Origin of the sequence: Saezia sanguinis, from assembly GCF_963921665.1 — a bacterium.
Lineage (GTDB): Bacteria > Pseudomonadota > Gammaproteobacteria > Burkholderiales > Burkholderiaceae_C > Saezia > Saezia sanguinis.
This window is the reverse complement of record NZ_CAWUGC010000018.1, coordinates 145227-166426: the sequence shown is the minus strand read 5'-3', so window position 1 is coordinate 166426 and position 21200 is coordinate 145227. Positions and strand designations below refer to the sequence as shown.

Sequence of the window (21200 nt, the reverse complement as noted above, 5' to 3'; positions counted from 1 at the left end):
AAAGGCTGGTGCAATCTGAGCGTTCAGCGCTGCCACGGCAAAAGACCCTTTGACGATCTTGACTGAATCGCTCAATCTCTGATATACTCGAGTAAAAGATTCGGAATTTTAGTGAACAGAGTGCACTGATTGACCATATTGCTGATGAGAGTCAGCTTATTTATTATCCAGTGCATTCATCGCGATGATGAACGTATCCAGTGACTGCAATTGGTGTTAAATAGCTGCCTGTGCTTGAGCAGGCTTAGGAAAAATATAGGAGTGTCAGCCATGCGTCTTACAACAAAGGGAAGGTTTGCCGTTACTGCCATGATTGATCTGGCGATGCGGCAGCATATGGGGCCTGTCACATTAGCTGCAATCAGCCAGCGGCAACAAATTTCTCTGTCTTATCTGGAACAATTATTTGGCAAACTGCGCCGCCATGAACTGGTGGAAAGCACACGCGGCCCGGGCGGTGGATACACATTGGGCCGTAAACCTGAAAGCATCACAGTGGCAGACATCATTGTGGCTGTGGATGAGCCGATTGACGCAACCCAATGCGGCGGCAAAGAAAACTGCCTGGGTGAGGGCGGGCGCTGCATGACCCATGAGTTGTGGACCTCCTTGAATTCCAAGATGATCGAGTTTCTGGACTCTGTCACGCTTAAAAAACTGGTAGACGAACAACTGGCCAAAGGTGTTACGGTGGAAGATGCGCCGATCAAGCGTGCAATTTCTTCAGCACCGGTTGTAAAACCCATCAAAGTCAATGCCCCCAATTCGGTGTTTGCATTGGGAGCGGCTTTTACAAAATAAATTACCTGACGCTGGTAGCAATACCGTGAGCAGTTTGATGATGCCTAGGACACGAAGTCTTTGGGTGGTTTTTGGGCAAGTATAAAAGCGATACATCAAAAATGGACACGACCCCACACTTTCCAATTTATCTGGACTATAGTTCTACAACCCCATGCGACCCCCGCGTGGTAGACGCCATGATTCCATGGCTGCGAGAGCATTACGGCAATCCTGCATCGCGTTCGCACGCCTGGGGTTGGGAAGCAGAAGAAGCCGTGGAAAAAGCGCGCACACAGGTTGCTGAGCTGATCAATGCCGATCCCAGAGAAATTGTTTGGACGTCAGGGGCAACAGAGTCTGACAACCTCGCTCTCAAAGGTGCTGCACAGTTTTATAAATCCCGTGGCAAACACCTGATTACCGTTAAAACAGAGCACAAAGCCATTCTGGATACCATGCGTGCGCTGGAGCGCGAAGGTTTTGACGTCACGTATATGGACGTTTTGCCCAACGGGCTGCTGGATCTGAACGCATTTGAAGCCGCCATCCGACCTGATACCATTCTTGCCAGCGTCATGCTGGTCAATAATGAAATTGGTGTGATTCAGGATATTACGGCCATCGGCCAGATTTGCCGCAAGCACAATGTTATTTTCCATGTCGATGCGGCGCAGGCTACCGGCAAAGTGGAAATTGACCTGCAGAAGTTGCCAGTTGATTTGATGAGCCTGGCCTCGCACAAAACCTATGGTCCCAAAGGAATTGGTGCCCTGTATGTGCGCCGTAAGCCCCGTGTGCGCCTGGAAGCTCAGATGCACGGTGGAGGCCATGAGCGCGGAATGCGTTCCGGCACGCTTGCAACCCACCAGATTGTTGGCATGGGTGAGGCGTTCCGCATTGCCCGTGAAGAAATGGCCACCGAGCTCCCGCGCATGCATGCATTGCAACAGCGCCTGCTCAAAGGGCTGCAGGGGCTGGAAGAAACATATATCAATGGTGACCTGGAACACCGCATTCCACACAATCTGAACATCAGTTTCAATTATGTGGAAGGCGAATCTCTGATGATGGGGCTCAAGGGGGTTGCCGTATCGTCAGGCTCGGCCTGTACATCGGCCAGCCTAGAGCCCAGCTATGTGTTGCGCGCGTTGGGGCGCAATGATGAACTGGCACACTCCAGTCTGCGCATGACCATTGGCCGCTTTACAACCGAAGAAGAGATTGACCATGCAGTACAGGCAATCCGCCACAATGTGACCAAGCTGCGTGAACTTTCCCCTTTGTGGGATATGTATAAGGATGGCATTGACCTGAATACGATTCAGTGGGCCGCCCATTGATTTTTTAGCGTTCATATTGGAGTAATCCCAAGCAAAAGCTGTTTTCTGTATTGGGAGGAGTTAAAAATGGCTTACAGTAATAAAGTTGTTGATCATTACGAAAATCCACGCAATGTGGGCTCTTTTGAAAAAGATGATGCATCCGTGGGTACCGGCATGGTTGGTGCGCCGGCCTGTGGCGATGTGATGCGCCTGCAAATCAAGGTTAATCCGCAAACGGGTGTGATTGAAGATGCCCGTTTCAAGACTTATGGTTGCGGTTCGGCCATTGCCTCAAGCTCCCTGGTGACAGAATGGGTCAAAGGCAAAACGCTGGACCAGGCACTGGAAATCAAAAACAACCAGATTGCGCAGGAACTGGCTTTGCCCCCGGTTAAAATTCATTGCTCCATTCTGGCAGAAGATGCCATCAAAGCCGCTGTGAGTGACTACAAAACACGTCAAAGCCATTGAGCAAAAGCGCCTGATAAAAGGAGATGATGAAATGACGGTCTCATTAACTGAATCTGCGGCTCGCCATGTATCGAGCTACCTGGCAAAGCGTGGCAAAGGCATTGGCATTCGTTTGGGTGTTAAAACAACGGGCTGTTCCGGTCTGGCCTATAAGCTCGAATACGCGGATGAGGTCACACCGGAAGATGTGGTTTTCGACTCTCAGGGACTGAAAGTGCTGATCGACCCTAAAAGCCTGCCTTATCTGGAAGGCACAGAGCTTGATTTTGTGAAAGAAGGGCTGAACGAAGGTTTTCGTTTCAACAATCCCAATGAGCGTGGCCGCTGTGGCTGTGGTGAATCCTTCCGGATTTAATCATCAGCAATGACGGTTGCACTTGCTGCAAGCAAATAGAAAAGGGGACATGATGATGTCCCCTTGTTTTTTGCGTCCCATCCCATCAGAAGCTGTATTTCAACCCAAACTGTGCGGCTGTATCACGGTAGGAATTGGAACCCATCTGATGCCCCACATTGAACCATAAGGTGGTGTTTCTGCTGATATTGGCTTCCATACCAATTCTCACTTCTCCCACATCTTTGGCGCCATCCTGAGACACTTCTGTGCCCCCCATGTTGACATGATAGCTCTTGGTGTTGTGTATCCAGTTCAGCTCAAGGTAGGGCTGCACAACATTCTGGCTGGCCTGGCTATTGATATTGCTCAGGTAGCCTCTGGCGCCCAAACGGGTCTGCACATTGTTGCGGTTGCTGGTTACCCAGGTGCCGTTGTGTTCCATATGGTCATCGGCCTTGGCGCCCATCCAGGTAACCTGGGCCTGAGGCTGAATCCACACGCCATATTCTTCGTTCATCTGGCCAATCTGGAATGAATACCCGGCCTCCAGAGAAGCGGTTACCCCTTTGATGTCATAGCTTTCTTCTGCCAGGCCGCTGCCGTTAACCTTGGCATTGACATCATTCCACAAAATCCAGCCGTCCACATAAAGGCCTGACTTATCTTCCTGGTTGGCATACCAGGTGCCATAAACGCCCAGGCTGTAGCCATCGACCTTACCGGAAGAGCGGTACCCGGTTAAAGAAGAGTCGGTATCAATATTGACCCGGCCATACCCACCCATCACACCCAAGTGAAAACGGTCGCTGCCGTTGCTGCTCCACTGCGCAATATCGCCGCCAACCTGCACAACGCTGCGATCAGACTTGTTGGTTAACTGGCCGCTGCTATCTTCAGACCTGTTGTGTCCATAGTCGTAACGTATCCACAGGCTGCTGACTTTATCCTGCGCGCTCAAGCTATCGGCAAATTGCGGCTCCCCGAGACGGTCATGCAAACGCATGTTGAACATGTTGTTTGCCGCTGCCAGATTGGCTGAATAGGTTCCACCTTCTGGGCGCATCATATAGACGCCGGTCTGTGTTTTACTACCACCCTGGCCGGTAATGATGTATTCACTGGTCAAATACCAGCTCTCAGGATCAAGCCCGCTGACGTTGCCTTTCATCAGGCTGTATTCATACGCGCCTGCAACGATACGACCACCCTGCACAAAAGCAGAATCGGTCGATGTACCACTCACATCAATGATCTCAAAGCCTTCAAGTGTCTGTCCACCCAGGCCGCCTACGTTGCTGACCGTTACATACGTGGTGCCGGATGCATTGCCATCAATCACCAGTTTGTCAGTCACGGAAGAAACATCATCACCCAAAGCGCCGTTCAGATGCAGTGCGCCATTGTTCCCGATGTAGTTGCCATGGATTGTCAGACTTCCGGTGGTGCCGGAAAGAACATTCGCAGCCGAACCGGGAGCAACAATGCCCGAGTTGTTCACATCAGCGGTAATGGAGCCATATCCGCCCAAAGTTCCGCCTGCGTTCACAATCACACTGCCACCACCGCTCAGAGCAGCAGTCGGGTGGCTGCTATCGCCCACCATCAGTGTGCCGGCATCAATGGTGGTTGTACCTGTATAAATGTTGTCTGCATTCAGCACCAGCGTACCAGCACCGTTTTTGCTCCAGGAACCTGTGCCTGAGACCACCCCCGAAAGATCAAACGTCGTTCCGGCATCCACAATGACGGTGCCGGTAGAGTTCAGTGTGACGTCGCGTGCGCTTGAGAAGCTTGCTACGGTTTGCAGGGCTCCGCCATCAAATATGAGCGAGGCAGTAGGGTCGCCCAGATTGGCATCCTGCGATACGACAAGCGTCCCGCCTTTGAGCGTTGTCGAGCCGGTATAGGTGTTGATGCCTTCAAACCTGACCGAGCCGCCCGTACCCGTATTATCGATGGTGATGACACCGGGGGTACCACTGACCGCATCAGAGAGAATGCCGGTAAATACCGAATTATTGCCATTCTGATCGATGGTGTTTGTGGCGATATTGGACAGCGTGAAGTCGTCTGTATAAATACCATTGACCTGATCCATTTTCAGAGTGCCCCCGACAAAGATCGGGTCCACAGTAACGCCCAGCTCGCTGCCCAGGTAGTTAGGCTGCATCAAGTCAATCGGTGAGCGCCCGGTATAGCCGCCAAAAACCACATCTCCGGTGGAGTAGAACTGGAACGGAAGTGTTAAGTTATTACTTGCTGAGATGCTGTAACCAGAAACAAACAGCGTATAGGTAATACCGGCTGTAACGCTGAAAGTGATTTGCGGGCACCAGCCTGTATTGTTACCGCATGAGACATTAAGCGTTGAGTCTCCCAATGTCGTCCGATGCGTTGCCTGCGGGGTATCATCATTGCCGACGATTGCTCCGGTTCCCGGGCTGCTTGGGTCGTAAACACCGTTATACAGAATCATGACGGTATCGCTTGGTGCGTAAGTCTGCCCAAAAGTAAAACTACCGCTGCTTGTCGGCGTGAATATGATGGCCGAATATTTGAAGACATTTGACCCGGTGGTCAATGCGGATGGATTGCCTAAAACACCGTTGCCAAGATTTGACTGATTCAGCCCGACAGTCGATGTCGTGGAATTGCTGGTGTCAGCTGTGTAAAAAGTTGCTGCAGATGCGTTGCTTACAATACAGCCTGCACCAATCACTCCGGCAGTTGTTGCATACAACAATTTTTTCAACTTGAATGGAGGTGTTACTCGTTGAGCCATTTGATACCCCTTTTGGCGTCATTGATTAATTCTTATGACGAATTGTCTGCCATTGGCTAAAAATAGGGCAAAACTGTAGCGTGAAAGCTGCCAATTCATGTTAAATAATTCACAGAAGCAGATTTTTGTTTTTTCTTTGATGGAACTTTTTCAGAAATTGAGTTGAAATGATTCTTGTTTAATGAAAATTCATCGGTTCTATTTCGAATATGTCGGTTTATTGATCACACCCTTTCTGATCTGAGATATAGAAGGGCAAAAAACAAAATAGCCTCTGTGAAAGAGGCTATTTATCTATAGAGAAGTGGCCCTTAAACTATAAGGAAGCTTCCACTTCCGGAATCATCATGCGGGATTTTGTCAGAACCATACCCATGTTGGCTCCTTTTCTGCACACAAAGCAGGCCACCTGATGTTGCTTTTTGCCGCGCAAAAACACATGCAGGAGGTTATCGCTGTTGATGATGATTTCCTGAAAATAGTGGCGCCCGTCTTCGCTGACACCACGAGCCTTGCGGAAAATCTGCTCAATCAGTTGCACATTCTGTCCTTGAAACAGATCCGCTGTAGCTGCTGCCAGCAGCTCGATCACTTCGCGTGGGTGTGAATCAACCGTTTTGATGCCCAATAACATGCCTGATGCCAAATCAACGTAGCCTGCTGCCACACAGTCCGGGATGGATGTCACTGCTTTTTGTAAAGCCATATCTAAAGAACTCATTGTATTTCTCTTGTTTACTTGTGAGGATTAAGTTTTATGATAATTTTCCGGCAGAGTGCCAGAGCTGTTCAGACTATTCTTCTGAATCAGCGGATTGGAATTTTACAGATGCATCACGTTCGGTCAAATTTGAAAAATGACCTGATAAATACCGCCGCTGATAAGGTTATGTGTTTGCGTGTAGGCATGAACACCCATGACCAGCGCAGCGCAACATGTTAAACCCTGTGGTTGATCGTGAGGTTATCGCTCGCAAACCGAGATACGAAAAAAAGGGGACATTGTGTCCCCTTGGTTTTCACAGCCTGCAAAATATCAGAAGCTGTATTTCAAGCCAAACTGCGCTGTTGTATCACGGTACGAATCAGAACCCATCTGATGCCCGACATGCAGCCATAAAGAAGTGTTCTGGCTGATATTGGCTTCTACACCCAACCGTACTTCACCCACGTCTTTGGCACCATCCTGCCGCATTTTTGTACCATCCATGCTGACATTGAAGCGTTTCGTGTTGTGTATCCAGTTGAGTTCAAAGTAGGGCTGCACAACGCTGCGAGTTGCCTGGCTGCTGTTGATATTGCTCAGATAGGCCCTGGCACCCAAACGGGTCTGCACGTTGTTGTCATTGCTTTTGACAAATGTGCCGTTATATTCGATATGGTCGTCCGCATCCATCCCCATCCAGGTTATCTGGGCCTGTGGCTGAATCCAGATGCCATAATTTTCATTCATCTGGCCAACCTGGAATGCATACCCGGCTTCGAGTGACGCCGTTACGCCTTTGATGTCATAACTTTCGCCATACAACCCCTGGCCATGCACTTTGGCATTCATGTCATTCCATAACAGCCAGCCGTCAATATACAGGCCTGATTTATCCTCCTGATTGGCATACCAGGTGCCGTATAAGCCGACACTGTAACCTTCCACCTTGCCTGAAGAACTGTATCCGCTCAAAGCCGCATTCGTGTCACTGTCGGTGCGGCCATAACCACCCATGACCCCCAGATGGAAACGGTTGCGTCCGTTGCTGCTCCATTGCGCAATATCACCGCCGATCTGCACCAGGCTGCGGTCTGATTTGGTCGATGTCTGACCGCTGTTATCTTCAAACCGGTTATGCCCGTAATCGTAACGGATCCACATGCTGGTCACTTTATCCTGCCCTGTGATCAAGTCCGTATATTGGGTTTCGCCCAAACGGTCATGCAGGCGTGTATTGAACATTGTGTTGGCCGCTGACAGGTTGGCAATATAAGAGCCGCCTTCCGGGCGCATCACATAAATGTTGTTATTGTTCCCAAGGTACTGGCTGGTCAGATACCAGCTTTGCGGGTCAAGGCCGCTGGTTGCGCCTTTCACCAGGCTGTATTCATAGGTCCCGGCCACAATACGTCCGCTTTGCACGAAAGCGTTATCGGTCGATGTGCCGCCCACATCAATGATTTTGATACCTTCAACAGTTTGCCCGCCGATACCACCCAGGCTGTTGATAACGACATAAGTGGTGCCAGATGCATTGCCGTTGATTGCCAGTTTATCTGTCTGGGAAGAGGCGTCATCCCCCAAAATGGCGTTCAGCCGCAACACGCCGTTATTGCCAATATAGTCGCCCTGAATGGTCAATTGCCCGAACGGAACGGCCGTTGTCAGTGCACTTGCAGCCGAGCCCGGTGCCACAATACCTGTATTGCTCACGTTTCCGGCAATAGAACCATACCCGCCTAAAGTACCGCCTGCGTTGACAATCACGTCTCCGCCGCCGCTGAGCGCTGCGGTCGGGTAGTTGCTGTCGCCAATCACCAATGTGGCACCCGTGTTAATGGTGGTGATTCCGGTATATGTGTTGACCGCATTGAAGGTAACAGAGCCGCCTGTGCCCGTATTGTCAATGACAATGCTGCCCGGTATGCCGCTGGTTGCATCGGAGAGGATCCCCTCAAATACCGAGTGGTTGCCGCTCTGGTCAATGGTACTCGTGGTGATATTGGCCAACGTAAAATCGTCTGTGTAAATGCCGTTAGCCAGGTCCATCTTCAAGGTACCGCCGACAAAGCTCGGGTCCACGGTGACGCCCAGCTCGCTGGACAGGTAATAAGGCTGCATCAGATCAATAGGGGTACGGCCGCTGTAGATGCCAAAAACCACATCCCCGGTGGAATAAAACTGGAAAGGAAAGACGAGGGATGATCCCGGGCTGAAAGTGGAAACAAACAGCGTATAGGTAATGCCTGCTGTGATGCTATACGAAATCTGCGGGCAAAGGCCTGAGCTGCCACTGCATGAAACAGAAGTGGGGGAGCCAATGGCACCTTCATGATCAGCCTGGTCTGTATCATCGTTTCCAACCAGCCCGCCAGCACCCGGATTGGACGGATCATAAACACCGCTGTACAGAATCATCACCGTATCGGTGTTTGCAAATGTCTGCCCGAACGTGAACATCCCGCTGGTGGTTGATGTGAATATGATGGCCGCGTAGTTGTAGTTATACGAGCCGGATGTCAGCCCGGACGGGTTTGAGATGGTGCTGCTGCCCAGATTGCCTGCAGACAGGCCGACCGTGGATGTCGTCGCGTTGGAAGAGTCAGCAGTGTAAAACGTTGTTGCCTGCGCATTCTCAGATATCAGACTGGTGCCGATCAATCCGACCAAAGCCAGTGAAATTGCTGAAAGTGGCAGGCTTTTAGCATGTCTTCCTGCTGCGCCCAGTGGTCGCTGGTTTTTTTGTATTGTGCTATAGATCATGAGGGGCCCTTAAAAAGTAGCAATGATCAGTGCCGTGGATCGTGGATACACGAAACCGTGTCAGAGCAATAAATGCGAAATGGAGTGTCTTGACACCGCCCGCTGCTTGTTAATGCGGTGCAGTTATTCAATAGAGGCATCGTACGAGTCTGGATACAACACCATCGTGTCAGGTTGCATGCGCCGTACTGTTTATCTGCCGATTTTGCCGGCCTGTTTAGCTTTTAATACCCATTTTATATTTATTGTTATTCAAAAATCTACAACAGAATGTATTTATGTTGGATTGATGCAATTTCCCCTGCAAATGCGAGCAATAGGCTGCAAATGCAGATTCATAGATGCTTCGACCTGCAAAACAAACTGCAAATACTGCTGTGAAAATCGTTATGAATTTGAGTGCCAACACACTCTCAAGATCAGCGCAGCAGCAGGTTAAACCCCGCGTTGATCATGCCGCCGCCAATCACCAGCCAGCCAAACATCAGGGCCGCCAGTAACAGGGGCTTGATCCCCGCTTTTCGAAACGCGGAAACATGGCTGGTGAGTCCTAGCGCAGCCATAGCCGTGGTCATCATGACATCGTCTGCATAGATAACCGATTGAACCAGCGGGTCTGGCAGAATATGCAACGAATTGATCACCGCCATGAACATAAATCCAACAGCAAACCAGGGTATGGTGATTTGGGCGTTGCGAGGGAGGTCATTTTCGTTCTGACTTCCGTTCTGCTCACGCAGTTGCCAGGTTGACAGTGCCAGCAGAAAAGGTGCCAGCATCAGCACACGGATCATTTTGCTGATCACCGCGGTATCTGCCGCGTGTTCTCCAATGGCATTGCCCGCAGCCACCACCTGTGCAACTTCGTGAATGGTTGATCCGGTAAATATGCCAAAAGAAAATTCGGAAACACCCCAGTACTTTAAGATCAAAGGGTAGAGCAACGGGTAGATAAACATGGCCAGCGTGCCAAAAACAACAACGGTAGCAACGGCCATGGTCACTTTTTCTGTTCTGGCTTTAATAAGCGATTCTGTTGCCATAACGGCCGCTGCCCCGCAGATCGAGCAACCACTGCCAATGAGAATGATACTGTGCCGATCCAGCCCAAACCATTTGCGCCCAAGCCAGATGGTCAGGCCAAAAGTGGTACATATGACGGTGGCGTCGATGAGTACGGCAGTGATGCCAACGGAAGCAACATCCTGCAACGTCAAACGTAAACCGAACAGGATAATTGCCAGGCGCAGTATTTTTTGCTTTGAAAAATCCACGCCTGCATGGCATACAGGTGCCATGCGGTGGTAGATGGTATTTCCAATCAGCATGCCTCCTACAATTGCCAGCAGCGAGGCCGAAATACCCCAGGGCTGAACCCAGCCTGAATGAGATACATACAGGGCACAACATGCCAAGGCAACCGCAAGTAAAACACCTGGCATCAATTTCATGATGAATTTCATTGATTATTTGATTTATTTTGTAATATCGGCTTACTGTACAGCGCACAATAAAATAAGTAAAATTAATAATATGGATGTATTTAAGTAATTTTATTAATATGAAGCGGCCTAAAGGGATGGCATTAAGGAGCGTTGTTTGCGTTTGCATCTGACACTGCGTGAACTGGAAGTATTTCAGGCCATTGCACAGCACGAAAATGTACTTAAGGCATCTGAAGCTGTCATGCTGACCCAGTCTGCCGCCAGTCAGGCACTGGCCCGGCTGGAGCAGGCGGTGCAGCAGCAATTATTTGACCGCCATGGCAGGCGGCTGACACTGAACGAACATGGCCGGCTGTTTTTACCCCAGGCGAGGGCGCTGCTTGACCGGGCCCAGGCGCTGGAGAAAACCTTTACCATTGGCTCGTTGTCGATACGCATAGGAGCCAGCACCACGATAGGAAACTACCTGATGCCATCCTGCCTAGCCGCATTCCGCAGCCAGCATACGGGCTCCAAACTCAATCTGATGGTTGGAAACACCGAAGCAGTCGTCAATGCAGTTGCCAATTTTGAAGTGGACTTTGGCTTTATTGAGGGCATCTGTCACCATCCCGGGCTGAATACGACTCCCTGGCGTGATGACGACATGGTGGTATTTGCATCCAGTTCACAGCCTTATGCCACCCGGCGGTTGACTGCGGAGCAATTGGCACAGTTGCCTTGGTTACTCAGAGAAGAGGGCAGCGGCACCCGGGAAGTTGTCGATCAAATGCTGCGGCCTTATCTTCAGCACTTTAACGTCGACATGGAGCTGGGCGATTCAGAAGCCATTAAACACACCGTTGCAGCCGGGCTGGGAGTCAGTTGCCTGTCACGATGCGTTATTGAAGACCTGATCACACAAAATAAGGTCGTGGTGCTTGATACTACTTTACCGCCATTGCGGCGCACGCTTTACTGTGTGATGCATCAGGATAAGGAAATAACCCGGGGTATGCAGGCATTTTTAGCTTCATCTATGGATGAAACTTCACCTTGAAGAAACGAGCAAGATTCATGACATATACCATTCGCGATGAACAGGAGCAGGACTTTGCACCCATTTCGGCGCTTTTGCAAAAGGCATTTGAAAACCATCCTTACAGCATCAATAATGAATACCTGATTGTAATGGCATTGCGCGAGGCAAACGCCCTGACTTTAAGCTGTGTCGCGCTGGATGATCAACAAGGCCATGTCGTCGGGCATATTGCGTTTTCGCCTGCGCAGCTTGATGGGGTGTTCGATGGCTGGCATACGCTGGGGCCCTTGGCGGTATTGCCGGAATACCAGCGCAAAGGCATAGGGCAGGCGTTGATCAGGCACGGACTTGAGCGCCTTCAGGGACTGGGCGCAAGCGGGTGTATCCTGGTTGGAGACCCTAGCTACTACACCCGGTTTGGCTTCAAGTCTTATCCGCAGTTGGCTGTTGAGGGAATTCCAGCAGAGAACCTGATGGTATATTCATTGACGGGAGAAGCCCCTGTGGGGCAGGTTACCCATCATGAGGCATTCCATATTTAATATATTGTTTAATAACAATGAGATAGAAATCACTTTAAAAGTAAATTCTTAACCTAAAAGCAGCGCATCGTCGGATATTTCTTCACCGCGAACCTTGGTGAACATGGCGACCAGCGCCGGCACATCCATGCGTTCACGCTCTTTACCGGAAACATCCAACACCACTTTACCCTGGTGCAGCATGACTGTGCGTTCGCCAATATCAAGGGCCTGGCGCATGCTGTGCGTGACCATCATGGTGGTCAGCTTGTTTTCCTCAACAATACGCTGGGTCAGGTCCAGCACAAAATGCGCGGTGCGCGGATCCAGCGCCGCAGTGTGCTCATCCAGCAAAAGAATACGCGATGGCTTCAACGCGGCCATCAGCAGGCTGACCGCCTGCCGCTGCCCGCCGGAAAGCAGGCCGATACGGTCTGTCAGCCGGCGCTCCAGCCCCAGCTTTAAGGAAGCCAGTTTTTCGCGGAACAGGTCGCGCAACTCGGCACGGGCGGCACGCCTGAGCCCGCGGGAGGTGCCGCGCTGATAGGCCAATGCCATATTTTCTTCAATTGTCAGGTCTTCACAGGTGCCTGCCATGGGGTCCTGAAATACCCGGGCAATCTTGGAAGCCCGCTTGTAAGCCGGCTGGCTGGTTACATCTTCACCGTCAATGATGATGCGTCCGCCGTCAATCACCTGGTCACCGGAAACTGCATTCAAAAAGGTCGATTTGCCTGCACCATTGGAGCCGATAACGGTGACAAACTGGCCTGCCGGAATATCCAGCGACATGCCGCGCAAGGCACGGGTTTCAATCGGCGTGCCGTGGTTGAACGTCAGAACAATATCTTGTGCGCTGAGCATTTATTGACCTCCTTTACGGGGCATTAAACGTTGTTTCAGCATCGGGATAATCAGGGCAAATGTCACCAGAACCGCGGTAATCAGGTTCAAGTCCTGCGCTTGCAAGCCAATGAACTCTGCATTCAGTGCCAGCGCGATGAAAAGCCGGTATACCACAGCGCCAAGAATCACTGCCAGCGTGGTCCAGATCAGGCGACGGGCAGGAATAATGCGCTCGCCGACGATGACAGCGGCCAGCCCGATCACAATGGTACCAATCCCCATGGATGCATCAGCACCGCCATTGGATTGGGCAAACAATGCGCCAGCCAGTCCAACCAATGCGTTGGAAATGGCCAGCCCGAGCAACATCATGCGGCCTGTAGGAACACCTTGCGCGCGCGCCATCCGGGCGTTGGTGCCAGTTGCACGGATAGAAAGGCCCATTTCGGTGGAAAAAAACCAGTCCAGAAGAATCTTGGCGATGATCACCATCAGCAGCATGATCAGCGGACGCGCCTCATAATCCTGCAGCAACTCCCCAGGCTGTAAGGTTGTGAATACCGTGGGATCATTGATCAACGGAACGTTGGCGGCCCCCATAACGCGCAGATTGATCGAATACAGCGCTGTCATAACCAGAATACTGGCCAGCAAGTCCATGATGCGCAACTTAACACTTAGAAACGCCGTGACCAGCCCCGCCACAAAACCTGCGGCCGTACCCGCCGCGGTCGCCACAAAGGGGTTGTGCCCATGCACGATCATGATGGCACATACTGCACCGCCCAGGGTGAAACTGCCGTCAACTGTCAGATCAGGAAAACGCAGCAAACGAAATGAAATCAGTACCGCCAAAGCTACCAGGCTATAGATCAAACCGATTTCAATAGCGCCAAGAAATGAAAATAAGGACATCGGGCAGACAGATTGATACGTTAAGTGTATTTCAGGCACGCTATTTTAAAAGCGTGCCTGCAGGAATTTCTTTATGTAAAACAGATTATTGTATTGGTTTCAGCCATACTGAGTAAACCATATGGCTTACTGAATGATACGGTTGGCCTGGTCAAGCAATTCCTGAGAGAAGGTGACACCCTGGCCTTGGGCAGCTTTCAGGTTAAGGACCAACTCCAGGTTTTGGCCGATTTCCGGTTTGATATCGCCCGGTTTTTCACCGTTGAGAATGCGCAAAACCATTTTGCCGGTTTGTATGCCCAGCTCTTTATAGTCTACCCCCAGTGAAGCAGCAGCACCACGCTCCACACAGTTAGGGTCGCTCGCGATGAGCGGGATTTTGGCGTTTTCAGCAACTTTGGCCAGCGTTTCAAAGGATGCAACCACATTGTTGTCTGAAACGCTGTAAAACACGTCAATTTTGCCTACCAGGCTGCGACCGGCGGCACCCACATCCACAGTACGAGGTGCGGCCGCCGTCACCAGTGTCATGCCCCGGCTGGGCAGTAACTCCTGCAACTGGCGGACATAATAAACGGAATTGGCTTCAGCCGGGTTGTATACCACGCCTACACGTTTGGCATCAGGCGCAATCTGCAAAATCAGGTCAACCTGGCGGTTGACTTCCAGCATATTGGATACACCGGTCATATTGGTACCCGAAGGCTCCCAGCCTGCAACCAGTTTGGCGCCGATCGGGTCTGTGATAGCAGAAAATACGATGGGAATGTCTTTTGTGGTGGACAGCATGGTCTGGGCTGACGGGGTTGAAATGGCCACGATCACATCCGGCTTATCGCCCACGAATTTACGGGCGATCTGAGCGGCGGTTCCCACATTGCCCTGTGCGGTCTGATATTGCCAGCGCAGGTTTTTGCCATCGGTATAGCCGGCAGCCTCCAGCGCTTCTTTCACGCCGTCACGCACAGCATCCAGTGCCGGATGCTCAATTACCGAAGTGACTGCAACAGATCTCTGCTGTGCCACAGCAGGCGTACCCAGAGCCACCAGTGCACCCAGCCCTGCCAGCAAAAAGCATTTTTTGAGTGTACCCAATGAATTTTCGATCATATGTAAGGCCATAAATCATCCTGTTATTTGTATTGAAAGTTCATTTCCTTGCAACGGGGGTTTATTCTGTTATTTTGCAAGGGGTTAAAAATGAGAACATGTTATTGTAAATGGGCCAGCCTAAATATACAAAAACATGTTTTCTCAGCCTGTTTTCGGTTTGGGCATTAAAAACGGCTGTCTTTAAGCCGTGGGTCCAGCCAATCACGCAAGCCATCGCCCAACTGATTAAAGCCCAGCACGGTCAATGCAATGGTCACACCCGGAATCACAGCCAGCATAGGCGCTTCAAACAGCAGCGTTTGTGCTTCGCTGAGCATGCGTCCCCAGGAAGGCGCAGGCGGTTGTGTTCCTAAACCGAGGTAGGAAAGGGCGGCTTCAGCCAGAATGGCCATTGAAAACTGTACCGACGCCTGCACAATGATCAGCGGCAACAGGTTGGGCAGGATATGAGACTTCACAATGCCCCAGTTGGAGCGCCCCAGTGCACGGGCGGCTGTGATGAAATTGCGCGGCAGCAGGCTTCGCACGGCATTGCGCGTCAGGCGGGTGAATACCGGAATATTGGCAATGCCAATGGCAATGATTGCATTGGTGATGCCTGGACCAAACAGCGCAATCAGCATAATGGCAAGCAAAATGGCTGGAAATGCAAAAGCAAAATCCATTGTGCGCATGATCATTTCATCCGATTTGCCACGGTTAAAAGCGGCAAGCATGCCTAACAACAGCCCTGCAGCCAGGCCAATGCTGACGGCAACCAGTCCCACCCACAGCGCATTGCGGGCGCCCCCCATCAGGAGTGAGGCCACATCGCGACCATACGCATCGGTACCCAGCCAGTGCTGGGCAGAAGGCCCCTGCAATTTGATAGACAGGTTAAACGCATCAACCGGCCAGGGCTGCCATACCGTGTAAATAAGGGCAGCCAGCACAATGCAGAGTGTCAGTGCGCCGCCAAACCACAGTTTGGCGCTCGGGCCTGAGCGGCGTTTGCGGATAGAAAGGGTATTCATGTGCACAGGCCTTTTTTCACACAGAATCCCCCGTGCTCTTTTGCAGACGTGGGTCAATGGCGGCACAAAACAGGTCCACCACCAAATTGACCACCATCACCATCATCACCAGCAGCAGCAATGCGTTGCGAATCACAATCAGATCCCGATTGCCGATGGATTGAAATATCAGACGCCCAAGGCCGGGCAGTGAAAAGACATTCTCAGTCACAATCGCCCCGGCCAGCAGATTGGCAAACTGGAGCCCTGCAATGGTCAGTATCGGAATGGACGCATTGCGCAGCACGTGCCGCCACAGCGTCATACGGGAACTGGCGCCTTTTGCCCGTACGGTGCGGACGTAATCTTCCCGCATAACCTCCAGCATCGATGATCGGGTAAAACGTGTCAGGATCGCCGCCTGCACCAACGCCAAAGCCACCGCAGGCAACAGCAGGGCATGCAGTGCAGACGTCACGCCACCGCCTTCCTGAACACTCCAGCCGGGAAAACCGCCTGAAGCAAACCACTGCAATTTAACAGCAAACAACAATACCAGCAGTATCGCCAGCCAGAAGCTTGGTATGGCCATGCCGGTTTCGGCCAGAATGGTGACCACATGGTCTCCGGTACGCCCATGGCGTGATGCAGCGTATACACCCAACGGCAATGCAATCAATATGGTCAGCAGCATGGCCATCAACGCCAGAGGCAGTGTCACCTGCAGGCGCTCTCCAATCAGTTCAGCCACGGGAGAACCATAAACATAACTCAGCCCCAGTTCGCCTTGCAGCAATCCGCCCAGCCAGTGGACATAACGTACCCATGCAGGCTGATCCAGACCCAGTTGCCGTGCAAGTGCTGCCACCACCTGAGGATCAGCATCCGGCCCGCTGAGCGTCTGCGCCGCATTGCCGGGCAATACTTCCAGCGCCATAAAAATAACCACCGAGGCTGCCAGCAGCATCAGCAGAAATGAAAATATGCGTTTGAACAGATAAACCGCCATAAGTGCGCAAGACAACCACGTGACCACCCGAATGGGCCTGGATGAATGGATTATACGCAGCAGCGTGATCCGTGCTGGCGGCTCATCAACTTAAAAGCCGGTTGAAGCCTGAGCGGTCAGTCATCTGTTTCACACCAGTTAAATATCAGTCTCACCTGGTTTTGCACAGGAGAACTGGCGTTTGTTGTACTAAAAAGACGCTGCCGCCATACAGAAAGAGACTCTTTTCACAATGGGAGGGATTCTGGGCGTTTGATTGAAAAAAAGGTGGGATAATGAATAAATCTAGTTTGTGCTGCGCAAAAATACTTGTCTGACCCGGTTAGACGGATGATTTTTATTATTGCGGGAAGTATGGGCTTGTGGTATTTTTAGAAAAATTTGTGAAATAGCAAGAGGGGGAAATATGAAGAAACTGGCTGTTGCTGCCATGAGCTTGGCAGTTTTATGCTCTGGGTGCGCAATTGTTGGAGGCGGGCGTCCCAGCGAAGACAGTGGTGAAAAGGTATGGTCCATCATGGCATCTCATGAAACCTGGGCTTTTAACAGTGCCGACGACTTATGCCCTCATGGATACTATGTCCATAATGAGTTACCCAACCGTCCTTTGCCGCCGCTTTACCTGATGGAAATTGAATGCAAACCAGAATCTTCAGGGCAGGTAAATCTTGTACTGACCCCTCCTAAAGTTGAAGCCTACAATCCTCTGGGCATAGGCAAGCCAGGGCAATACTCCTACCAGATTGAACGCATGCCCGAAGTTTTGGCCTGCAATGAAAAACCGCTTGCACTGGTGGAGTCCAAAGGCCCCGGGATTGAAGAATACAACGTTGACTGCTCCAACGGCAATCAACTGGCTGTGCGCTGTGAGTTCAGCATCTGCTCAGTGAAATAACCCGGCCTGAGAATTTCTTTTCGATCTGTTGAAACCTCCGGAGTCATTCCGGAGGTTTTTTTATTTTTTAATCGCGCGGAGAGCGCAGCATGCGCAAGCCATTAAGCACCACCAGCAGGCTGGCTCCAACATCGGCAAACACTGCCATCCACATGGTACCGTAGCCTGCAACAGTGAGCAATAAAAATACCAGTTTGATGCCCAGCGCCAGCGTGATATTCTGCAGCAAAATCCGGTGCGTACGCTTGGATATCCTGATGAACAGAGGAATCTTGCGCAGGTCATCATCCATGATGGCAACATCGGCTGTTTCCATGGCGGTATCGGTACCGGCAGCCCCCATGGCAAAACCGATATCTGCACGCGCCAGGGCAGGGGCATCATTGATGCCGTCACCCACCATGCCAACCATGTTTTTCTGATCGCCACGGGTCTTCATCTGCGCAAGCTTTTCTTCGATGGCCTGGCGTTTATCTTCGGGCAGCTGATTTCCGCGCGCTTCATCAATACCGGCCTGCAACGCAATCGCCTGTGCGCTGTGCTGGTTATCACCGCTGAGCATCAGGGTCTGCACCCCGAGCTGATGCAGCTCGGCAATGGCTTGCTGGCTGGTCGGCTTGATGCTGTCTGCCACAGCAAACAAAGCCAGCACCGCCTGGTCAGTTGCCAGGGCAACCACTGTTTGTCCCTTTTGCTCCAATGTATTGATATGTTGTGCAATTTCAGGAGCCAACAGATTCAACGATTCGATCAAACGCAGGTTACCTAAATAGTACTGAACACCATATATGACACCGCGGGTTCCCTGACCGGCCAGTGCCGTAAATTGCTCTACCGGCAGAAAATCAATGTTATCAGCCAGTGCCGCCTTGGCAATTGCCAGGGAAACCGGATGATCTGACCGGCCGGCCAGACTGGCTGCAATCTGTCGGGTCTGTGCAGGCTCGGCTTGAGCTGCAGGCAAAACGGCCATTTCTGTCTGCACCGGTTTGCCATGCGTAATGGTTCCGGTTTTATCCAGTGCCAACCAGCGCAGCCGGCGGCCATTTTCCATATAGACACCGCCTTTGACCAGCAGTCCGCGCTTTGATGCCGCCGTCAGCGCGCTGACAATGGTGACAGGGGTAGAGATCACCAATGCACAAGGGCAGGCAATGACCAGCAGAACCAGCGCCTTATATATCCAGGCAAGCCAGGGTTGGGCAAACAACAAAGGCGGGATAATGGCAACCGCAACCGCAATCAGCACCACCGCCGGCGTATAGTAGCGGGCAAACTGGTCGACAAACCTCTGGGTGGGCGCACGTTCCGACTGTGCTTCTTCCACAGCGTGGATAATGCGGGCCAGTGTGCTGTTATGTGAGGTGGCTGTCACCTTGAACTGAAACTCCCCTGATTCATTCAGGGTGCCTGCAAAAACAATGTCACCGGCTTTTTTATCAACCGGAAGACTTTCCCCGGTTACGGCAGATTGATTGATGCTGGTCTGGCCCTGCGTGATGACGCCATCCAATGCAATGCGCTGCCCAGGACGAACCCGGACAATATCGCCAATGCTGAGCGCATCAGGCGCAAGTTCTTTCCAACTGCCGTCGGTCTGCAATACCGTGGTGGTATCGGGTGCCAGTTGCAGCAGGCTGCGAATAGCCAGCCGGGCCCGGTCCAGCGAACGGGCTTCAATCAGCTCTGAAATGGTGAAAAGCGCCATCACCATGGCTGCTTCAGGCCATTGGCCAATGACTGCGGCACCTGTGACCGCAATGCTCATCAGCGCATTGATATTGAGTTCACCATGCCTGAGCGCAATCAAGCCTTTGCGGTATGTGCCCAGACCGCACATCAAAATGGCAATGATCGCCAATGCAGCGGAGACCATCGAAGGCCATTCAAGCCAATGGGTGATCTCAGCACCCAAAGCCAGTGCTAAGCCGCCAGCAGCCAGGCCAAGCGCCCGGTACTGCTGCTTGGGAGAAGCCGTGAGTTCAGGAGCAGGGGCTCCTTCCTTAACGGGCACAGCTTGCATACCCAAAGAGGCAATAGCCGTCTCGATTGTGCCTTCCGTCCCTTTGAAATGAATGGCACTGAGCGTGCGCTGCATCAGGTTGAATTCCAGCGCGCTGATATTGTCCATGGATGCAAGCTGCTTGCGAATCAGTGTTTCTTCTGTAGGGCAATCCATGGCGTCAATACGCCACTGCGAAATCTGGCTGCCATCCGGAACAGGCTGCTGACGCAGACGACTGCGGGTTTCCGGCACCGGTCCGGAAACATTGCAGCAAGGGGTGTTGTGATCATGATGGTGCTGCGCATGCTGCTGATCTTTATCCGCATGCGCATGATCTTCTACCGACACTTCAACATGCTCATGCTTGGCAGCATTGCAACTGCAACAGCAGGTATCAGATGCTGTTGAATCGTGGGTTAAAGTTGTTTTTTCTGTATTCATGCTGTTATTACACACCTTATAGTCACTATAAGGTCAAGCCCCTAGGGCCGAAAATGCAACAAGGCCACAACACGAGGATGAAAAGGTTTCAGTTGCTGGGACTATTTGGCCTGCCGTGCTTTGGCTTTAGCCAGTACCTGGCTGATCAGCTCGCGCTTGCGTTCCAGCGTATGCGGATCGGACAGCTTTGAAACCTGCTCCAGATTTGCCAGTTTTCTTTGCGCTTTGGCCAGCAATCTGGCCTGGTTTTCACGCTGCTGGCGCTCCAGGCGGAACTGGCGAAACACATAGCGATCACGTGCCGTATCCGCCTGTTTTTTTGACCACGCCGCCCAGCCTGTCGGGGCTGGGTGGTCACAGGAAGAGGGCACCAGTTCAATGCAATCCACAGGGCAGGCCGGCAGACACAGCTCGCACCCAGTGCACTGGCTTTCTATCACCGTATGCATCTGTTTGGATGCACCCATGATGCAGTCTACCGGGCAGGCCTGAATGCATTTGGTGCATCCGATGCACCAGTTTTCGTCAATGACTGCCAGCAGGCGCGGGCCTTCTATGCCTGCATCAGGATCGAGCTTTTGTGCGGTTTGTTGCGTGACTTCAGCCAGGCGGGCAATACCTTCTGCTCCACCCGGCGGGCAGCGGTTAATGCCGGTGTGACCTTCTGCAACCGCCTGCGCATAATGGCGGCAATCCGGATAGCCACAGCGCGTGCATTGTGTCTGTGGCAACTGGGCATCAATCAGCTCAACCAGCTTCTGTCGCTGCATGGGCGTCATTTTGGCGTATGCAGATGACATTTCCTGTGAACCAGTCACTTGGATCATCACCCC

19 protein-coding genes are annotated in these 21200 nt (G+C 51.8%); 7 read left to right on the top strand and 12 right to left on the bottom strand.

Features of this window, described 5'->3' with window-relative positions:
• Positions 1-270: 270 nt before the first annotated feature.
• The 4 genes from iscR (at position 271) to iscA (ending at position 2931) form a co-directional block, all read left to right on the top strand.
• Positions 271-801, top strand: coding sequence for a Fe-S cluster assembly transcriptional regulator IscR (gene iscR, locus AACY98_RS13500; protein WP_126977734.1), 531 nt, complete (start codon positions 271-273; stop codon positions 799-801).
• A gap of 101 nt (positions 802-902) precedes the next feature.
• Complete coding sequence (locus AACY98_RS13495) at positions 903-2123, top strand: IscS subfamily cysteine desulfurase (protein WP_126977736.1); 1221 nt, start codon at positions 903-905, stop codon at positions 2121-2123.
• Between the two features lie 66 nt (positions 2124-2189).
• Positions 2190-2576 (top strand): Fe-S cluster assembly scaffold IscU, encoded by a 387-nt coding sequence (gene iscU, locus AACY98_RS13490; RefSeq protein WP_126977738.1) that lies wholly within the window; start codon positions 2190-2192, stop codon positions 2574-2576.
• A 31-nt stretch (positions 2577-2607) separates the two neighbouring features.
• Positions 2608-2931 (top strand): iron-sulfur cluster assembly protein IscA, encoded by a 324-nt coding sequence (gene iscA / locus AACY98_RS13485; protein WP_126977740.1) that lies wholly within the window; start codon positions 2608-2610, stop codon positions 2929-2931.
• 85 nt (positions 2932-3016) lie between these two features.
• Here iscA and AACY98_RS13480 read toward each other — a convergent pair whose 3' ends face one another.
• The 4 genes from AACY98_RS13480 to AACY98_RS13465 form a co-directional block, all read right to left on the bottom strand.
• Entirely contained in the window at positions 3017-5695 is a 2679-nt protein-coding gene (locus tag AACY98_RS13480; protein ID WP_339805818.1) for an autotransporter outer membrane beta-barrel domain-containing protein, read from the bottom strand.
• 316 nt (positions 5696-6011) lie between these two features.
• On the bottom strand, positions 6012-6416 hold the full coding sequence (locus tag AACY98_RS13475; RefSeq protein ID WP_126977744.1) for a hypothetical protein: 405 nt from the start codon (positions 6414-6416) through the stop codon (positions 6012-6014).
• A 315-nt stretch (positions 6417-6731) separates the two neighbouring features.
• A complete protein-coding gene (locus tag AACY98_RS13470; protein ID WP_339805816.1) occupies positions 6732-9164 on the bottom strand; it encodes an autotransporter outer membrane beta-barrel domain-containing protein in 2433 nt (810 codons plus the stop codon).
• A gap of 419 nt (positions 9165-9583) precedes the next feature.
• A complete protein-coding gene (locus tag AACY98_RS13465; RefSeq protein WP_339805814.1) occupies positions 9584-10615 on the bottom strand; it encodes a YeiH family protein in 1032 nt (343 codons plus the stop codon).
• 148 nt (positions 10616-10763) lie between these two features.
• Here AACY98_RS13465 and AACY98_RS13460 point away from each other — a divergent pair, with 148 nt between their 5' ends.
• Together AACY98_RS13460 and AACY98_RS13455 are read left to right on the top strand one after the other, a co-directional pair.
• Positions 10764-11648 (top strand): LysR family transcriptional regulator, encoded by an 885-nt coding sequence (locus AACY98_RS13460; RefSeq protein ID WP_339805812.1) that lies wholly within the window; start codon positions 10764-10766, stop codon positions 11646-11648.
• A gap of 17 nt (positions 11649-11665) precedes the next feature.
• Complete coding sequence (locus tag AACY98_RS13455; protein ID WP_339805810.1) at positions 11666-12172, top strand: GNAT family N-acetyltransferase; 507 nt, start codon at positions 11666-11668, stop codon at positions 12170-12172.
• Between the two features lie 48 nt (positions 12173-12220).
• Here AACY98_RS13455 and AACY98_RS13450 read toward each other — a convergent pair whose 3' ends face one another.
• The 6 genes from AACY98_RS13450 to AACY98_RS13425 form a co-directional block, all read right to left on the bottom strand.
• Positions 12221-13015, bottom strand: coding sequence for an ABC transporter ATP-binding protein (locus tag AACY98_RS13450; RefSeq protein WP_126977752.1), 795 nt, complete (start codon positions 13013-13015; stop codon positions 12221-12223).
• Positions 13016-13912: an ABC transporter permease gene (locus AACY98_RS13445; RefSeq protein ID WP_126977754.1), complete on the bottom strand. Its 897-nt coding sequence runs from the start codon at positions 13910-13912 to the stop codon at positions 13016-13018. It abuts the gene before it with no gap.
• A gap of 126 nt (positions 13913-14038) precedes the next feature.
• On the bottom strand, positions 14039-15022 hold the full coding sequence (locus tag AACY98_RS13440) for an ABC transporter substrate-binding protein (RefSeq protein ID WP_423817577.1): 984 nt from the start codon (positions 15020-15022) through the stop codon (positions 14039-14041).
• 167 nt (positions 15023-15189) lie between these two features.
• Positions 15190-16038, bottom strand: coding sequence for an ABC transporter permease (locus tag AACY98_RS13435; RefSeq protein ID WP_126977756.1), 849 nt, complete (start codon positions 16036-16038; stop codon positions 15190-15192).
• Positions 16039-16054: 16 nt separating this feature from the next.
• Positions 16055-17026, bottom strand: coding sequence for an ABC transporter permease (locus AACY98_RS13430; protein WP_339805805.1), 972 nt, complete (start codon positions 17024-17026; stop codon positions 16055-16057).
• Between the two features lie 285 nt (positions 17027-17311).
• A complete protein-coding gene (locus AACY98_RS13425) occupies positions 17312-17545 on the bottom strand; it encodes a hypothetical protein (protein ID WP_339805803.1) in 234 nt (77 codons plus the stop codon).
• Between AACY98_RS13425 and AACY98_RS13420 the strand changes: the two genes are divergently transcribed.
• On the top strand, positions 17544-17921 hold the full coding sequence (locus tag AACY98_RS13420; RefSeq protein WP_339805801.1) for a hypothetical protein: 378 nt from the start codon (positions 17544-17546) through the stop codon (positions 17919-17921). The genes AACY98_RS13425 and AACY98_RS13420 overlap by 2 nt on opposite strands.
• Positions 17922-17988: 67 nt before the next feature.
• Here the strand turns inward: AACY98_RS13420 and AACY98_RS13415 are convergent, their stop codons facing one another.
• Positions 17989-20367 carry a heavy metal translocating P-type ATPase gene (locus tag AACY98_RS13415; protein WP_423817574.1) on the bottom strand — a complete coding sequence of 793 codons (2379 nt, stop codon included), beginning with the start codon at positions 20365-20367 and terminating at the stop codon, positions 17989-17991.
• Between the two features lie 101 nt (positions 20368-20468).
• Positions 20469-21167, bottom strand: a complete 699-nt coding sequence (gene rsxB, locus AACY98_RS13410) for an electron transport complex subunit RsxB (protein WP_339805797.1) — start codon at positions 21165-21167, stop codon at positions 20469-20471.
• Positions 21168-21200: the final 33 nt, after the last annotated feature.

What these genes read in the sequence shown, in the direction of transcription:
- AACY98_RS13450 (WP_126977752.1), bottom strand. Translation starts at nt 13,015, where the DNA reads ATGCTCAGCGCACAAGATATTGTTCTGACGTTCAACCACGGCACGCCG.
- AACY98_RS13470 (WP_339805816.1), bottom strand. Translation starts at nt 9,164, where the DNA reads ATGATCTATAGCACAATACAAAAAAACCAGCGACCACTGGGCGCAGCA.
- rsxB (WP_339805797.1), bottom strand. Translation starts at nt 21,167, where the DNA reads ATGTCATCTGCATACGCCAAAATGACGCCCATGCAGCGACAGAAGCTG.
- AACY98_RS13480 (WP_339805818.1), bottom strand. Translation starts at nt 5,695, where the DNA reads ATGGCTCAACGAGTAACACCTCCATTCAAGTTGAAAAAATTGTTGTAT.
- AACY98_RS13465 (WP_339805814.1), bottom strand. Translation starts at nt 10,615, where the DNA reads ATGAAATTGATGCCAGGTGTTTTACTTGCGGTTGCCTTGGCATGTTGT.
- AACY98_RS13495 (WP_126977736.1), top strand. Translation starts at nt 903, where the DNA reads ATGGACACGACCCCACACTTTCCAATTTATCTGGACTATAGTTCTACA.
- iscA (WP_126977740.1), top strand. Translation starts at nt 2,608, where the DNA reads ATGACGGTCTCATTAACTGAATCTGCGGCTCGCCATGTATCGAGCTAC.
- AACY98_RS13475 (WP_126977744.1), bottom strand. Translation starts at nt 6,416, where the DNA reads ATGAGTTCTTTAGATATGGCTTTACAAAAAGCAGTGACATCCATCCCG.
- AACY98_RS13430 (WP_339805805.1), bottom strand. Translation starts at nt 17,026, where the DNA reads ATGGCGGTTTATCTGTTCAAACGCATATTTTCATTTCTGCTGATGCTG.
- iscR (WP_126977734.1), top strand. Translation starts at nt 271, where the DNA reads ATGCGTCTTACAACAAAGGGAAGGTTTGCCGTTACTGCCATGATTGAT.
- AACY98_RS13415 (WP_423817574.1), bottom strand. Translation starts at nt 20,367, where the DNA reads ATGAATACAGAAAAAACAACTTTAACCCACGATTCAACAGCATCTGAT.
- AACY98_RS13435 (WP_126977756.1), bottom strand. Translation starts at nt 16,038, where the DNA reads ATGAATACCCTTTCTATCCGCAAACGCCGCTCAGGCCCGAGCGCCAAA.
- iscU (WP_126977738.1), top strand. Translation starts at nt 2,190, where the DNA reads ATGGCTTACAGTAATAAAGTTGTTGATCATTACGAAAATCCACGCAAT.
- AACY98_RS13440 (WP_423817577.1), bottom strand. Translation starts at nt 15,022, where the DNA reads ATGATCGAAAATTCATTGGGTACACTCAAAAAATGCTTTTTGCTGGCA.
- AACY98_RS13455 (WP_339805810.1), top strand. Translation starts at nt 11,666, where the DNA reads ATGACATATACCATTCGCGATGAACAGGAGCAGGACTTTGCACCCATT.
- AACY98_RS13425 (WP_339805803.1), bottom strand. Translation starts at nt 17,545, where the DNA reads ATGATGGACCATACCTTTTCACCACTGTCTTCGCTGGGACGCCCGCCT.
- AACY98_RS13445 (WP_126977754.1), bottom strand. Translation starts at nt 13,912, where the DNA reads ATGTCCTTATTTTCATTTCTTGGCGCTATTGAAATCGGTTTGATCTAT.
- AACY98_RS13420 (WP_339805801.1), top strand. Translation starts at nt 17,544, where the DNA reads ATGGCATCTCATGAAACCTGGGCTTTTAACAGTGCCGACGACTTATGC.